11 protein-coding genes are annotated in these 13,217 nt (G+C 71.1%); 5 read left to right on the top strand and 6 right to left on the bottom strand.

Translation table 11 applies throughout. The features are described from left to right. Window positions 1-78: 78 nt before the first annotated feature. The 5 genes from ACXJKQ_RS07515 to ACXJKQ_RS07495 all read right to left on the bottom strand — a co-directional run bounded on the left by ACXJKQ_RS07515 (window position 79) and on the right by ACXJKQ_RS07495 (window position 5,922). Complete coding sequence (locus ACXJKQ_RS07515; RefSeq protein ID WP_457105142.1) at window positions 79-711, bottom strand: TetR/AcrR family transcriptional regulator; 633 nt, start codon at window positions 709-711, stop codon at window positions 79-81. Continuing rightward, window positions 708-1,007, bottom strand: coding sequence for a hypothetical protein (locus ACXJKQ_RS07510; RefSeq protein ID WP_457105141.1), 300 nt, complete (start codon window positions 1,005-1,007; stop codon window positions 708-710). Before ACXJKQ_RS07510 ends, ACXJKQ_RS07515 begins: the two co-directional genes overlap by 4 nt. 416 nt (window positions 1,008-1,423) lie before the next feature. Next, window positions 1,424-3,262 (bottom strand): NADPH-dependent assimilatory sulfite reductase hemoprotein subunit, encoded by a 1,839-nt coding sequence (locus ACXJKQ_RS07505; protein ID WP_457105140.1) that lies wholly within the window; start codon window positions 3,260-3,262, stop codon window positions 1,424-1,426. Between the two features lie 263 nt (window positions 3,263-3,525). After that, the gene (locus ACXJKQ_RS07500; protein ID WP_457105139.1) at window positions 3,526-5,295 is read right to left on the bottom strand and encodes a diflavin oxidoreductase; all 1,770 of its coding nucleotides are present in this window, start codon (window positions 5,293-5,295) and stop codon (window positions 3,526-3,528) included. 111 nt (window positions 5,296-5,406) lie between these two features. Further along, a complete protein-coding gene (locus ACXJKQ_RS07495) occupies window positions 5,407-5,922 on the bottom strand; it encodes an Lrp/AsnC family transcriptional regulator (protein WP_457105138.1) in 516 nt (171 codons plus the stop codon). 265 nt (window positions 5,923-6,187) lie between these two features. On the opposite strand from ACXJKQ_RS07495, the gene ACXJKQ_RS07490 reads away from it, so the two are divergent. The 3 genes from ACXJKQ_RS07490 to cysN are packed head-to-tail and all read left to right on the top strand — an operon-like array spanning window position 6,188 to window position 9,389. After that, on the top strand, window positions 6,188-7,027 hold the full coding sequence (locus tag ACXJKQ_RS07490; protein ID WP_457105137.1) for a phosphoadenylyl-sulfate reductase: 840 nt from the start codon (window positions 6,188-6,190) through the stop codon (window positions 7,025-7,027). Then, window positions 7,024-7,986: a sulfate adenylyltransferase subunit CysD gene (cysD, locus tag ACXJKQ_RS07485; RefSeq protein WP_457105136.1), complete on the top strand. Its 963-nt coding sequence runs from the start codon at window positions 7,024-7,026 to the stop codon at window positions 7,984-7,986. Before ACXJKQ_RS07490 ends, cysD begins: the two co-directional genes overlap by 4 nt. Then, complete coding sequence (gene cysN, locus ACXJKQ_RS07480) at window positions 7,986-9,389, top strand: sulfate adenylyltransferase subunit CysN (protein WP_457105135.1); 1,404 nt, start codon at window positions 7,986-7,988, stop codon at window positions 9,387-9,389. Before cysD ends, cysN begins: the two co-directional genes overlap by 1 nt. Window positions 9,390-9,540: 151 nt before the next feature. On the opposite strand, the gene ACXJKQ_RS07475 is transcribed toward cysN, so the two are convergent. After that, window positions 9,541-10,566: an LLM class flavin-dependent oxidoreductase gene (locus ACXJKQ_RS07475; RefSeq protein WP_457105134.1), complete on the bottom strand. Its 1,026-nt coding sequence runs from the start codon at window positions 10,564-10,566 to the stop codon at window positions 9,541-9,543. A 201-nt stretch (window positions 10,567-10,767) separates the two neighbouring features. On the opposite strand from ACXJKQ_RS07475, the gene ACXJKQ_RS07470 reads away from it, so the two are divergent. Continuing rightward, a complete protein-coding gene (locus tag ACXJKQ_RS07470; RefSeq protein ID WP_457105133.1) occupies window positions 10,768-11,970 on the top strand; it encodes a pyridoxal phosphate-dependent aminotransferase in 1,203 nt (400 codons plus the stop codon). Between the two features lie 39 nt (window positions 11,971-12,009). After that, entirely contained in the window at window positions 12,010-12,852 is an 843-nt protein-coding gene (locus ACXJKQ_RS07465) for a DUF1932 domain-containing protein (RefSeq protein ID WP_457105198.1), read from the top strand. The last annotated feature ends 365 nt before the right edge of the window (window positions 12,853-13,217 follow it).

Here is a 13,217-nt window from a genome sequence, read left to right as displayed (position 1 = left end):
CGGGGAAGGAGCTGTCCTCGGCCTTGTGGGCCACGACGGCCTCCCATGCTCCGTCACGGCGTCCGGCGCGGACGCGGATCAGCGAGCCGCAGGCGAACGCGCATCTCCGGGGCGCGGCAGGCGGCCGTCGAGGCCCGCATCCAGCAGCGCGTGAAGCTGCGCCACGGCCGCCGTCACGTCGAAACCCGGCAGCGCGGCGCGGCCGACGACGATGCCGCGCATCAACGGCGCGAGCAGGACGTACAGCGCCTCCGGATCGCAGTCCGGCGCCGTGGCGAGCGCCGACAGCGTTTCGACGAACCACGCACGGGTCTCGGATTCCGTCCGCTCCGTCATGGCGGCGATGGCGGGATTGCGCGTCGATTCCGACCAGATCTCCACCCGGAGGATCGCGGCCTCGCGGGTGATGGACACGAAGTAGCGCGCGATGATGCTGAGCAGTGCCCCGCGCCGGTCGCCGTTGCCCTCCATCTCGGCGACCAGATGGCTGCCACGCTCGCGTTCCCGCTCCACCAGCCCGAGGACCAGGGCCTCCTTGGAGTCGAAGTAGCGATAGACATTGCCCGGACTCATCGCGGCCTCGCGGGCGAGGTCCTGCATGGTCGTGCGATGGAATCCGTTGCGCGCGAAACAGGTCTCGGCGGCGTCGAGGATGTGCTCGCGCCGGGCGGCCGGACCGCCGCGCGTGTCGACCGCCGCGGAGAGGGTCACCGTGCGGTCTGCGCCGCGAAGGCGACGGGCGCGATGCGGCTCTGGTCCTTGCCGATCGCCGTGGCTGCGCAGGCCTGCGGCCCCTGATGGAGATCCGCGCAGAGCCGGGCCTGCCAGCCCTCCGGACCCGCCCCGGTCCAGCCGATCAGTGCCATCCAGGCCAGCGCCACCGCGGCCGCGAACGTCAGATTGGCGGGGGTGCAGACCGCGCGGGCGTGGGCGAGGACACCCGGACCGCGGGCGCCGTAACGCTCCGCATCGAGATCGGACCAGCGGCCTTCGAACGTGAGAGCCATCGCGCGCTCCTGATTGCCCTCGCTGTATAATGAACGTTCATTCTCATGTCAATGAACGTTCATTCTCATCGGATCGCGGAGTCGATCCGGCATGGGGGAGCGGTGGGGGCATCGAGTACGACCGGGATGAGGTTCCGAGCCTTCCGGCCAGGGGGCGGCACCCCGGCGGGCTCAGGGCCGGCCAGACCGAGGCCCGGCCGACACGCGCCGCGCTCGCAGGGGGAGATGACCCCTCCCGCAGGTTCGCGAACCGACACCCACGCCCGGTATGCGGCTGCGCCGCGCCGGAAGGACGGCGCGGGCCGGCGAATTGCGGGACCGTCCGGGGATTGCGCGCCAACCCCTCTCGGCGCCCACCCCGCGCAGCCGTGGGCCCTGTGCAGATCCGGGCACCCGGATATGCGCAGGCCGCGCTCTCAAGCGTTCGCGGCCGGCTTGAGGGCGCCGGTCCGCTCGTGGAAGTCCGGGCCGTTGGTGGTCTTGGCCACGTGGCCGGCGCGGATCAGGTAGTCGCCGAAATGCTCGCCCGGCTGCCGGCCCTTGGCGTAGTCGGCGAAGAGCGGGTCGAGGGTGTCGCGGATCTCGGCGGCCGCCACGTCCTCCCGGTAGAGCTTGCTCAGGCGCGAGCCGTCATGGGCGGCGCCCAGGTAGAGGTGGTAGCGCTCGGGGCCGCGGCCCACGAGGCCGATCTCGGCGATGAACGGCCGTGCGCAGCCGTTCGGGCAGCCGGTGGAGCGGATCGTGATCTCCTCCTCGGCGAGCCCGTGGGAGGCGAGGCTCTCCTCCAGCTCGGTCATCAGGTCCGGCAGGTAACGCTCGCTCTCGGCCAGCGCGAGGCCGCAGGTCGGCAGGGCCACGCAGGCGAGCGAGCTGCGCCGGAGCGCGCTCGCGCCCCGGGTCAGGCCGTATTCGTCGACGAGCGCGTCGATCTCGGCGCGCTTCTCGGCCGGGACGTTGGCGATGATGACGTTCTGGTTGCCGGTGAGGCGGAAATCGCCCTGGTGCACCTCGGCGATGCGGCGCAGCCCCGAGAGGAACTGCGGGCCGCCCTCGATGTCCTTGATCCGGCCCGCCGGCACGTAGAGCGTCAGGTGGTGGCGGCCGTCGTCGCCCGCGACCCAGCCGTAGCGGTCGCCGTTGCCCGTGAAGGTGAAGGGCTTGGGCGCGCCGAGCGTCTTGCCGACGCGCTTCTCGACCTCGGCCCGGAAGGCGTCGAGCCCGTAGCGCTCGATCGTGTACTTGAGCCGGGCGTTCTTGCGGTTCTTGCGGTTGCCCCAGTCGCGCTGGACGGTCATCACCGCCTCGGCGACCTTGATGGCGTCCTCAGGAGCCACGAAGCCCATCACGTCGGCGGTGCGCGGGAAGGTGTCGGGCTCGCCGTGGGTCATGCCCATGCCGCCGCCCACCGTCACGTTCCAGCCGGTGACCCGATTCTTCTTGTCGAGGATCGCGATGAAGCCGAGGTCGTGGGCGAAGATGTCGACCTCGTTGGAGGGCGGCACCGCCACGACGGTCTTGAACTTCCGCGGCAGGTAGGTCCGGCCGTAGACCGGCTCGACCTCGGCCTCGTCCTCGCCGCCGACCACGCGCTCGCCGTCGAGCCAGATCTCGCGCCACGCGCTGGTCTTCGGCAGCAGCGAGTCGGAGATCTCCTTGGCGAGCTGGTAGGCGGCCTTGTGGGCGCCGACCTGAGCCGGGTTCGTCGCCGCCATGACGTTGCGGTTGACGTCGCCGCAGGCCGCGATCGTGTCGAGGAGCGCCGCGTCGATGGCCGCCATCGTGCGCTTGAGGTTCGACTTGATCACGCCGTGGTACTGGAAGGTCTGGCGCGTGGTCGCGCGCAGCGCCCCGCCCGCGTAGGTCCGGGCGATGTCGTCGAGGACCAGCCACTGCTTCGGGCTGATGACGCCGCCAGCGATGCGCAGGCGGATCATGAAGCTGTAGGCCTTGTCGAGCTTCTTCTTGGTGCGTTCGGGGCGCAGGTCGCGGTCGTCCTGCAGGTACATCCCGTGGAACTTCACGAGCTGCCCGTCATCCTCCGAGATCGCCCCGGTGGCGTGCGCAAGAAGGCCGTCCGCCAGGGTGCCGCGCAGGTAGCCGCTGGCGATCTTGATGTGCTCGTTCGCCGCGAGTTTCTCCGCGCGCGCGGCCTCGGCGTCCGTGATCGGACGCGCGGTCGGCGGGGTCTCGTAGACGCGCTTGGCCGGGGCGGGGTTCGGGGGCTCGGCGGCGTCGCGGGGGCTGTGGTCGTCCATGGGGTGAATCCGTCTGTCTGAACGCGTCTCCCACCCCGCGCGTCAGGGATGGGTGCCGAGCGGAACGCGTGCCGGTTCACGGAAGGGGGCGGGATCCGCGACGGTCCCCCTCTCCCGTGCGGGAGAGGGTCGGGGTGAGGGATGCGCCCTCTCCGGAAAGACCTGGATCCCTCACCCTGTCCCTCTCCCGCACGGGAGAGGGGACCCGCGCCCCGTCCTGCTCCGCTGCAATCTCGATCCTGCGGCCTCGGAAGGCCGCTCCGTTAGTAAACGTCCTGCTGGTACCGGTGGCTGCGCTCCAGCGACGCGACCTGCGCCTCCGCGTCGGCAGCGCTCAGGCCCTTGGTGGTCTCGTAGGCCTTTACCAGAGCGGCCCGCACGTCCTTGGCCATGGCCTTGGCATCGCCGCAGACGTAGAGATGCGCGCCCCCATCGAGCCAGGAGACCAGCTCCGCGGCGTGCTGGGTGATCCGGTCCTGCACGTAGACCTTTTCCGGCTGGTCCCGCGAGAAGGCCACGTCGATCTTGGTCAGCGACCCGTCCTCCAGGGCGTCCTGCCACTCGAGCTGGTACAGGAAGTCGTGGGTGAAGTGCCGGTCGCCGAAGAACAGCCACGACCGCCCCGGGGCCTCGATCGCCCGGCGCTCCTGCACGAAGGCGCGGAACGGCGCGACGCCGGTGCCAGGGCCGACCATGATGATGTCGGTAGCCGGATCCTGCGGCAGGCGGAAATGCCGGTTCGGCTTCAGCCGCACCCGCAGCTTGGCGCCGTCGCGGATCCGGTCGGCGACGTGGACCGAGGCGACGCCCGAGCGAGCGCGTCCGTGGGTCTCGTAGCGCACCGCCGCGATGGCGAGATGGACCTCGTCGCCCACCTCCTTGCGCGAGGAGGCGATCGAGTAGGCCCGCGGCGGCAGCGGCCGGGTGATCGTGGTCACGTGCTCGGGCGTGAGCTTGGCCGGGTAGGTCTCCAGCAGGTCGATCAGGTGCCGGCCCTCGATCCAGGCCTTGGCCTCGCCGCTGTCGATCAGCGTCTGCGCCTCCGTGTGGCCGGTGGCCTTCACGAACCGCTCGATCGTGGCGGCCGAGAGCGTGGTGATGTCCCGCTCGGCGAGCAGCGCCTTGCGCAGGGCCTCGTCGCCCGAGAGACCCGCGGCGTTCAGGATCTCGTCCACGAGCTGCGGATCGTTCTCGGGGAAGATCTCCAGCGAGTCGCCTGGCTCGTAGGCCGGCGCGCCGTCCTCGAAGGCGAGCGCGAGGTGGATCGTCTCCTTGTCGGAGCGCGAGGAGTTGAGGTTCACGTGCTCGACGACCTCGACCACCACGGGCTCGCGGCTCGGCTCGGCCTCGTCGTCCTCGCCGGCGGCGGCGCGGGCGAAGTCCACCGCCACGACGTTGTCGGACGTGTCCACCGGGGCGAGCGCCTTCAGCGCACCCTTGATCCAGTCGGCGGCGGGCTTCTCGAAGTCGAGGTCGAGGTCGGCGCGCCCGGCGGCGCGCCGACCCCCCAGGGCCTCGAAGCGCGCGTCGAGCGCCTTCCCGATGGCACAGAACTCCGCGTAGGAGGTGTCCCCAAGCGACAGGACCGCGAACTCGACGCCGTCGAGGCGCGGAGCGCCCTCCCCCATCAGTTCGCCGTAGGCCCGCACGGCTCGGGCCGGCGGCTCGCCCTCGCCCCAGGTGGCCGCGATGGCGATGAGCTTGCCGGCCTTGGGCAGGGTCGCGATGTCGAGGTCGGCAAAGTCCACGACCTTCGGCTTGAAGCCCTGCTTGCGCGCCAGCTTGGCGACGTTGCCGGCGAGCGCTTCGGAATTCCCCGATTCGCTCGCGTAGATCACCGTCAGCGGCGCGGCGGCCTTGGGTGGGGCGGCCGGCACCGCGGCGGGCTGACCGCCGGCGGCGTCGAGGCCCGCCAGGAAGCCGGCCAGCCATGCGCGTTGCGTGGGGCTCGCGGCGCCGAGCACCGCATCGAGGCTGGCGCGCTCGCCGTCGCCGAACGGGGCGGTGCGCGGGAGGAGATTCTGGCGGGACATTACGGGACCATGTCGGGGCCAACGCGGCCGGAGTCAATCGAGAAACGTTCGTTTTGCAGAACGGGCGGAGTTTAGGACATCACATTCGCTGCGCTGCGAAAAAAGAGAACATTATTCTCCGACCACGGAGAGGACGGGGGCCGTCCCGGGCAGGTGCCGCCCGTTCTTCGGGGGCGCCGGCAGCGGGAGGGCGGTGGTGGACTTCACCTTCTCCATGGCGAATCGGGAGGTGACGTTCTTGAGGGGCAGCACCGCGATGAGGTGCTTGTAGAAGCTGTCATAAGCCTGCATGTCGGCGACCACGACCCGCAGCATGTAATCCACGTCGCCCGCCATCCGGTAGAACTCGAGCACCTCAGGCATGGCCGAGACGGTTGCGGCGAAGCGCTGCAGCCACTCCTGGGAATGGTCGGCGGTCTCGATGGAGACGAACACCGTCAGCCCGAGGCCGAGCTTGACCGGATCGAGCACCGCCACGCGCCGGTCGATGACCCCGTCGGCCTCCAGCTTCTGGATCCGCTTCCAGCACGGGGTCTGCGACAGGCCCACGCGCTCGCCGATCGCCGCGATGGAGAGCGTCGCGTCGGTCTGCAGCAGGGCGAGAATCTTCAGATCGATCGCGTCCAAAGCTGTCTCCGTGGGCTTCCGCCGCGCGAGAGGCGCGGGTGCATATACGAGGCTACCGGTGCCAGTGAGAAGAATCTTTTACCTCGAGCCCGGGCCGACGGTGCGGGATGTTGTGCGCAACCGCACGCCGAACCGCCGATCCGACCCCGGCAAGGGCACCTGAGCGCCTTGACTTCGTTCGGTATAGCGAACATTTCGACCCCTCGACAACAGGCACGGCGCAGGCCGCGGCCTTTCCTCCCCGCAAACCCCGGGACATGGCGCGATGACCCGTCCGGACCGACAAACGGGCGAAGCCCTTGCGGAGCGGCTGTCCGCGCTTGACCTTCCAGGTCGACTCCATTTGATCGCCGCCGAGATCCCCGGCCGGCTCGTCTTCACCACGAGTCTCGGGGTCGAGGATCAGGCGTTGACCCACGCGCTGGCCATGGCGGGCCTCGCGAAAGGGCGCGTCGAGATCGTCACCCTCGATACCGGCCGCCTGTTCGCCGAGACCTATGACACCTGGGCCGAGACCGAATCGGCGTACGGAATCCGGATCGCCGCCTACGCGCCCGAGCGGGCTGCCGCGGAGGACTTCGTGCGGACCGAGGGCATCAACGGCTTCCGGCGCTCGGTGGCCGCCCGGCAGGCCTGCTGCGGCTTCCGCAAGGTCGAGCCGCTGGGCCGCGCCCTCGCCGGCGCGGTCGGCTGGCTCACCGGGCTGCGGGCCGGCCAGTCCGCCAATCGGGCCGAGACGCCGCTCGCCGCGTTCGACGCGGACCGCGGGCTGATCAAGCTGAACCCGCTGGCCGACTGGTCGCGGGCGCGGGTCGACGGCTTCGTGCGCGACAACTTCGTCCCCTACAACGTCCTGCACGACCGCGGCTTCCCGTCGATCGGCTGCGCCCCCTGCACCCGCGCGGTGAAGCTCGGCGAGCCGGAACGGGCCGGCCGCTGGTGGTGGGAGCAGGAAGACAAGAAGGAATGCGGCCTGCACGTCGGACGACCCGGCGCGTCGGTGCAGCCGGGCCAGGAGCCTGCAATCCTTGAGCCTGCAGCCCGTGAGGCCGCCGCCTTCGAGACCACCCCGAATCAGACCCGCCAGCCGGAGTTCGCCCGATGAGCGCCGCCCTCGCCGCCGCCGTGCCGCCGAGCGCCACGATGCCCGTACCGACCACCGCCGACCGCCTCAGCCACCTCAAGCGGCTGGAGGCCGAGGCCATCCACATCTTCCGGGAGACGGTCGCCGAGACCGAGAACCCGGTGATGCTCTACTCGATCGGCAAGGACTCTTCCGTCCTGCTGCACCTCGCCCTCAAGGCCTTCGCGCCGGGCCGTCTGCCGTTCCCGCTGCTCCACGTCGACACCACGTGGAAGTTCCGCGAGATGATCGCCTTCCGCGACGCCCGCGCGAAGGAGCTCGGCCTCGACCTCCTGATCCACACCAACCCGGACGGGCTCGCCCGCGGGGTCGGACCGGTGAGCCACGGTTCCGAGGTCCACACCGACGTGATGAAGACGCAGGCCCTGCGGCAGGCGCTGGACAAGCACAAGTTCGACGCCGCTTTCGGGGGCGCCCGCCGCGACGAGGAGGCGAGCCGCGCCAAGGAGCGGATCATCTCCCTGCGTACCGCGCAGCACCGCTGGGATCCCAAGCGCCAGCGCGCGGAGCCCTGGCACCTCTACAATCTCAAGAAGAAGCGCGGCGAGTCCCTGCGGGTCTTCCCGCTGTCCAACTGGACCGAGCTCGATATCTGGCTCTACATCGAGCAGGAAAACATTCCGATCGTGCCGCTCTACTTCGCCAAGGAGCGGCCCGTCGTGGAGCGCGACGGCCAGCTCATCATGGTCGACGACGGGCGCCTGCCGCTCGCCCCCGGCGAGGCCCCGCAGCAGCGCCTCGTCCGCTTCCGCACCCTCGGCTGCTACCCGCTCACCGGCGCGGTGGAGAGCGACGCCGCGACCTTGCCGGAGATCATCGGCGAGACGTTGGCCGCCCGCACCTCGGAGCGGCAAGGCCGGGTGATCGACAAGGACGGCGCCGGCGCCATGGAGCGCAAGAAGCAGGAGGGCTATTTCTGATGACCGTCCACCAGGCTCCCACGGCTTTCGCCGACCGCGCCTCCGGCTATGCGGCCTTCCTGACCGCCCACCGCAGCAAGGCGGTGCTGCGCTTCATCGCCTGCGGCTCGGTGGATGACGGCAAGTCGACCCTGATCGGGCGGCTCCTGCACGACACCAAGCAGATCTTCGACGACCAGATCTCGGCGCTCCAGCGCGACTCGCGCAAGCACGGGACGCAGGGGCAGGAGGTGGATCTCGCGCTGCTGGTGGACGGCCTCCAGGCCGAGCGCGAGCAGGGCATCACCATCGACGTCGCCTACCGGTTCTTCTCCACCGACAGGCGCTCCTTCATCGTCGCCGACACGCCCGGCCACGAGCAGTACACCCGCAACATGGCCACCGGCGCCTCGACGGCGGACGTGGCGGTGATCCTGGTCGATGCCCGCCAGGGCCTGACCCGCCAGACCCGGCGCCACGCGCTGCTGGTCTCCAATCTCGGCATCCGCCGTGTGGTGCTGGCGGTGAACAAGATGGACCTCGCCGGCTGGGCGCAGGGCACCTTCGACGGCATCGTGGCGGGTTTCTCGGACTTCGCCCGGGATCTCAATTTCTCCGAGGTCAAGGCGATCCCGCTCTCGGCCAAGAACGGCGACAACGTCGTGGAGCCGGGCATCGCGGCGCCCTGGTACACGGGCGGCCCGCTGCTCGCCTACCTGGAGACGGTGCCGGTCCGCGCGGAGGCGCTGAACGCGCCGTTCCGCATGGCGGTGCAGTGGGTCAACCGGCCCAATTCCGAGTTCCGCGGCTACAGCGGCCGGATCGCCAGCGGCCGGGTGCGGCCGGGCGACTCGGTGACGGTCCAGCCCTCCGGCCGGACCTCCACGGTGGCGCGGATCTACACTGCCGACGGCGATCTGCCCGAGGCCGGCGAGGATGAGTCGGTGACCCTGGTGCTGGCCGACCAGATCGACGCCTCCCGCGGGCAGGTGATCGTCGCCACCGACGCGCCGATGCGGGTCACCGAGACCCTCGACGCCCGCCTGTTCTGGGCGGCCGAGACCGATCTGAGCCCGGGCGCCAGCCTGTTCGCCAAGATCGGCACCGCCACGGTCACCGCGACCGTGGAGCGGATCGTCTCGCGCATCGATCCCGAGACCGGCCGGCCCGGCCCAGCCGAGCGCCTGTCGGCCAACGACATCGCCGACGTGGCCCTGCGCCTCGACCGGGCGGTGGCGGTCGACGCCTACGCGGAGAACCGCGAGACCGGCAGCCTGATCCTGATCGACCGCGAGACCACCGACACGGCGGCCCTCGGGCTTGTCCTGGCGCCGCAGGCGGAGCCCGCCAGGGTCGCATCGAGCCCGAAGCCCGGGGCGGCCCCCGGCTTCCTGGCCCGCCTCGGTCGCCTGTTCGGACGTTGAAGTTCCGGTTTCAAAAGGTCCGAGACCTTTTGCGGGTGCAGGGCGGCGCCCTGCTAGCGGGCTTGGCCCGATGGTCGGGCTTCGCCCGATCTGTCAGGGCTCCGCCCTGCCGACCCGCCAAAGGGCTGCGCCCTTTGGGAACCTGGGACCGTCAGGCCGCCTGTGAGGCGACGCCGAGCCCCCAGGCCTGGGCCAGCAGCGCGTAGGATTCGTGCCGCGCGGCCTGATCGGGAATGGCCGTCACGACCATCAGCTCGTCGGCCTGCGTCCGCGCCACCATGTCGGCGAGCCGAGCCCGCAGGGTCTCGGGACCGCCCACGTGAAGCCGGTCGCCGCCGCGCGCGATCTGCATCCGCTCGGCGTCGGAATACGGGTAGGCCAGCGCCTCGGCGAGGCTCGGCAGCGGCCGGTACTCGCCCCGCTCCCGCCGCAGGGTCGCCAGCCGGGCGCTGGACGCCAGGCGCTCGGCCTCCGCATCCGTGGGCGCGCAGATCGCCGCCACCGCCAGGATCGCGTGGGGCTTCGCGCCGAGCCGCGTCGGCTGGAACCGATGGCGGTAATCCAGCATCGGCGCCTCGGCCGGCATCCCCGAGAAGTGCTGGGCGAAGCCGAAGCCGCAGCCGATCTCGCTCGCGAGCCGGGCGCTGTAGTCGGAAGAGCCGAGCAGGAAGATCGGTGGCAGCGGCACCCCCGCGGGGCTTGCCTCGATCCGCCCGAACGGGTGCCCCTCCGGAAAGCCGCCGTCCCAGAACAGCAGTTCCTGCAGGCGGTCGAGGAAGTCGTCGCCCCCGGCCTCTCCCGGGGCCTCGCGGCGGCGCAGCGCCCGCGCGGTGAGGCCGTCCGTGCCCGGTGCCCGGCCGAGACCGAGATCGATCCGGCCCGGGAACAGGGCCTCCAGCACCCGAAAGCGCTCAGCCACCATCAGCGGCGCGTGGTTCGGCAGCATGATCCCGCCCGAGCCGACCCGCAGGGTCCGGGTCGCGGCGGCGATCTGGCCGATCATGATCTCGGGGGCCGGGCTCGCCACGTTGGGCAGGGCATGGTGCTCGGCGAGCCAGTAGCGCCGGTAGCCGAGGCCGTCGACGTGGCGGGCGAGCGCCAGGGTGTCGTGCAGCGCCTGCGCGGGGGTCGAATCGGCGCTGACGAAGGAGAGGTCGAGGACGGAGAGCGGGGTCATGGACAGGATCTGGTATCGACGATCCCGCAAAGCGAGAGCGGCCGCGCAGGAGAGACCTGCACGGCGCGCCGGGCGCGAGATCCAGCTTGGTGCCGCGCACCGCCTTGCCGGCTCAGCGTCCCGGGCCTAGGGTCCGCCGCGCCGCAGCAGGTGCGGCGCACGGGCCTCCGTCGCCCACGAAAATCCGGAGCACCGCACGCCATGGCTCTCCTCGCCGACGTCCTCTCGCGGGTGAAGCCGTCCGCGACCATCGTGATGACCCAGAAGGCCCGGGACCTGAAGGCGTCGGGCGTCGACGTCATCAGCCTGTCGGTGGGCGAGCCGGATTTCGACACGCCCGAGCATATCAAGCAGGCGGCGATCGACGCGATCCACCGGAACGAGACCCGCTACCCGCCGGTCTCCGGCATCGTGCCCCTGCGCGAGGCGATCGTGCGCAAGTTCAAGCGCGAGAACGGGCTCGACTACAAGGTTTCTCAGACCATCGTGGGCACCGGCGGCAAGCAGGTCCTGTACAACGCGTTCCTCGCCACCCTGAACCCGGGCGACGAGGTGGTGATCCCCCGCCCCTACTGGGTCTCCTACCCGGAGATGGTCGGCCTGTGCGGCGGCACGCCGGTCTTCGCCGATGCCGACATGGCCAACGGCTTCAAGCTCCAGGCCGAGGAACTCGACCGGGTGCTCACCCCGAAGACCAAGTGGATCGTCCTCAACTCGCCCTCGAACCCCTCCGGGGCCGCCTATTCCCGCGCCGAGATGAAGGCGCTCACCGACGTGCTGCTCCGCTACCCGGACGTGCACATCCTCACCGACGACATCTACGAGCACCTGACCTACGGCGACTTCGAATTCGTCACCCCGGCCCAGGTCGAGCCGCAACTCGTGGACCGCACGCTGACCATGAACGGCGTCTCGAAGGGCTACGCCATGACCGGCTGGCGCATCGGCTACGCGGCCGGTCCGGAGACGCTCATCAAGGCGATGGATTTCGTCCAGGGCCAGCAGACCTCGGGGGCGAGCACGATTGCGCAATGGGCCGCGGTCGCCGCCCTCGACGGCCCGCAGGACCATCTGGAGACGTTCCGCACGGCCTTCCAGGGCCGGCGCGACCTCGTCGTGTCGATGCTCAACCAGACCAACGGCCTGACCTGCCCGACGCCCGAGGGCGCGTTCTACGTCTACCCGTCCTGTGCGGCGCTGATCGGCAAGAAGACGGAAGCCGGCAAGACCATCGAGACCGACGAGGATTTCGTCATGGAGCTGCTCCAGGCCGAGGGCGTGGCCGCGGTCCACGGCTCGGCCTTCGGGCTCGGCCCGAACCTGCGCATCTCCTACGCGACGTCGAACGCGGTGCTGGAGGAGGCCTGCCGGCGCATCCAGCGGTTCTGCGGCTCGCTGCGGTAGCATCCGAAGCCCCGGAGGCGTTCCGTGTCCACCATCGCGGTGCCCACCATCGCGGTGATCGCCCCGGGCGCCATGGGCAGCGCCATCGGAGCCCGGCTCGCCGAGCATGGCGCGCGCGTGCTGACCTCCCTGGACGGACGCGGGCCTCAAAGCCGCGCCCGGGCCGAGGCTGCCGGCATGGCGCATGCCGGCGACGGCGACCTCGCCGCCGCCGACCTCCTGCTCGCGATCGTGCCCCCCGCCGACGCGGAGGCGCTCGCCCGCCGCCTCGCACCCGCCCTCGCGGCAGCCGCGCGGAAGCCGGTCTACATCGACGCCAACGCCGTGAGCCCGGCGACGGTCGGGCGCATCGCCGGGATCGTCGCGGCCACCGGCACGCCGTTCCTCGACGGGGCGATCCTGGGCCTGCCGCCGAAGCCCGGCGCCCGGGGACCGCGCGTCTACGTCTCGGGTCCCGAGACCGCCCCGGCGCTGGTGCTGCGTGACCTCGGACTCGACCTGCGCGTCTGTCCCGGCGCGGTCGGCGCGGCCTCCAGCCTCAAGATGAGCTATGCCGGCCTCAACAAGGGCCTGACGGCGCTCGCCGCGCTCATGATCGGCGCCGCCGAGCGCGCCGGCGCCGGCGAGGCGCTGCTGGCCGAACTGGCCGAGAACGAGCCGGCGCTGCTGGCCCGGTTCGCCAAGGGCCTGCCCGACATGGCGCCGAAGGCCTATCGCTGGGCGCCCGAGATGGAGGAGATCGCCGATTTCCTCGGGGCCGACCCGGCCGGACGGCAGGTCTTCGCCGGCTATGCGGCGCTCTACCGGCACCTCGCCGCGGAGGGCGGTGCGGCGGAGATCGCCGCGCTGATACGCTTCGCCGCGGCCGCGGCGGAGCGCTGATCGCCGCGGAGGCCGCGGAAACGGTCCCGCCTCTGTTGCCGGCTCGGCTGCCACCCTCTACACGGGCTGTCCCCAGCGGCCGATGCGCCTGAAGGTTTCGCGAGCCCGCTCGGGCCTGCATGGTGGCGGGGTCGGCAGTGACGGGGCGGTCCGGACCAGTTCTCTGGGCCGTTCCTGTGAGGCTCAGTGGGCCGAGTCGCTGCAGGAGTGTCGGGAGCGCGGGGAACAGGAACCGCGGGTTCGGCGCAAGGCCCACATTGATTGCCACCACCCTGCGCCAGGCCGCTCCTGCGGAGAGGAATGCCCCGTTCCGGGACGGGGCCGGTCGCGGCGATTGCGGCTTCGTTCACGCTCCGGCGCGATGA

Source organism: Methylobacterium sp. P5_C11 (genome assembly GCF_054049775.1).
The sequence above is the reverse complement of the archived record's forward strand: the minus strand, read 5'-3'. Positions and strand labels throughout refer to the sequence as shown.

What these genes read in the sequence shown, in the direction of transcription:
- ACXJKQ_RS07490 (WP_457105137.1), top strand. Translation starts at nt 6,188, where the DNA reads ATGACCCGTCCGGACCGACAAACGGGCGAAGCCCTTGCGGAGCGGCTG.
- ACXJKQ_RS07475 (WP_457105134.1), bottom strand. Translation starts at nt 10,566, where the DNA reads ATGACCCCGCTCTCCGTCCTCGACCTCTCCTTCGTCAGCGCCGATTCG.
- cysN (WP_457105135.1), top strand. Translation starts at nt 7,986, where the DNA reads ATGACCGTCCACCAGGCTCCCACGGCTTTCGCCGACCGCGCCTCCGGC.
- ACXJKQ_RS07500 (WP_457105139.1), bottom strand. Translation starts at nt 5,295, where the DNA reads ATGTCCCGCCAGAATCTCCTCCCGCGCACCGCCCCGTTCGGCGACGGC.
- ACXJKQ_RS07505 (WP_457105140.1), bottom strand. Translation starts at nt 3,262, where the DNA reads ATGGACGACCACAGCCCCCGCGACGCCGCCGAGCCCCCGAACCCCGCC.
- ACXJKQ_RS07510 (WP_457105141.1), bottom strand. Translation starts at nt 1,007, where the DNA reads ATGGCTCTCACGTTCGAAGGCCGCTGGTCCGATCTCGATGCGGAGCGT.
- cysD (WP_457105136.1), top strand. Translation starts at nt 7,024, where the DNA reads ATGAGCGCCGCCCTCGCCGCCGCCGTGCCGCCGAGCGCCACGATGCCC.
- ACXJKQ_RS07470 (WP_457105133.1), top strand. Translation starts at nt 10,768, where the DNA reads ATGGCTCTCCTCGCCGACGTCCTCTCGCGGGTGAAGCCGTCCGCGACC.